The 955-nt window shown below is 45.4% G+C and carries 2 tRNA genes and 2 rRNA genes; all 4 read left to right on the top strand.

Annotated features, from left to right (window positions below):
* Positions 1-103 (top strand): 16S ribosomal RNA (locus MMG82_RS21365); the annotation flags it as partial.
* A 70-nt stretch (positions 104-173) separates the two neighbouring features.
* Positions 174-250: transfer RNA gene (locus tag MMG82_RS21370), tRNA-Ile, on the top strand.
* 137 nt (positions 251-387) lie between these two features.
* Positions 388-463, top strand: a tRNA-Ala gene (locus MMG82_RS21375).
* 282 nt (positions 464-745) lie between these two features.
* Positions 746-955 (top strand): 23S ribosomal RNA (locus MMG82_RS21380); the annotation flags it as partial.

Raw genomic sequence — 955 nt, forward strand, 5'->3', positions numbered from 1 at the left:
TAGCTTAACCTTCGGGGGGGCGCTCACCACTTTGTGGTTCATGACTGGGGTGAAGTCGTAACAAGGTAGCCCTAGGGGAACCTGGGGCTGGATCACCTCCTTACCTATACGACTAACTCGATGTTTGTTGAGTGTTCACACAGATTTGCTTGATAAAAGATAGAGTAAAAGATGGGTCTGTAGCTCAGCTGGTTAGAGCGCACCCCTGATAAGGGTGAGGTCGGTGGTTCAAGTCCACTCTGACCCACCAATCCTTCCTTCTCAGCGTTGGAAAGTGACTCGTTTAGTGAACTAAACGTCGCCACTGTCCGCCTTGATAAGAAATGATTGGCAAACCAATCCTTTAAGAGGTTTGGAACATCTTATTTACTCGCACTGCATGTAAATGGGGCTATAGCTCAGCTGGGAGAGCGCCTGCCTTGCACGCAGGAGGTCTGCGGTTCGATCCCGCATAGCTCCACCATTTACTGCATTATGGTTAGAGATGCCAAAGATAAACTTAAACATTATCTTTGGCTTTTTTAAGCCCGCTCTTTAACAATTTGGAAAGCTGATAGTAATTAATACAATGATGTCTGTCGTTGTGTTAATACGAAAAAAATTGAGTTCTTAAAACACTTGTTAAGTGTCTTGAATATTCAAGTCTAAGGCGAGTCCATCTTCTTGGTCGAAGATGAGACAAGTAAAACCAGCTGGTCGCAACAATTCAAGTGGCTCACGTAAGTGAAACCTATTTGGGTTGTATGGTTAAGCGACTAAGCGTATACGGTGGATGCCTTGGCAGTCAGAGGCGATGAAGGACGTAGTAACTTGCGAAAAGCGTTGGCGAGCTAGTAACAAGCATTTGAGCTAACGATGTCCGAATGGGGGAACCCGGCCGCATAAGCGGTCATCATTAAGTGAATACATAGCTTAATGAGGCAAACGAGGGGAACTGAAACATCTAAGTACCCTT

Origin of the sequence: Shewanella sp. MM_2022_3, assembly GCF_022557375.1 — a bacterium.
GTDB classification, from domain to species: domain Bacteria; phylum Pseudomonadota; class Gammaproteobacteria; order Enterobacterales; family Shewanellaceae; genus Shewanella; species Shewanella xiamenensis.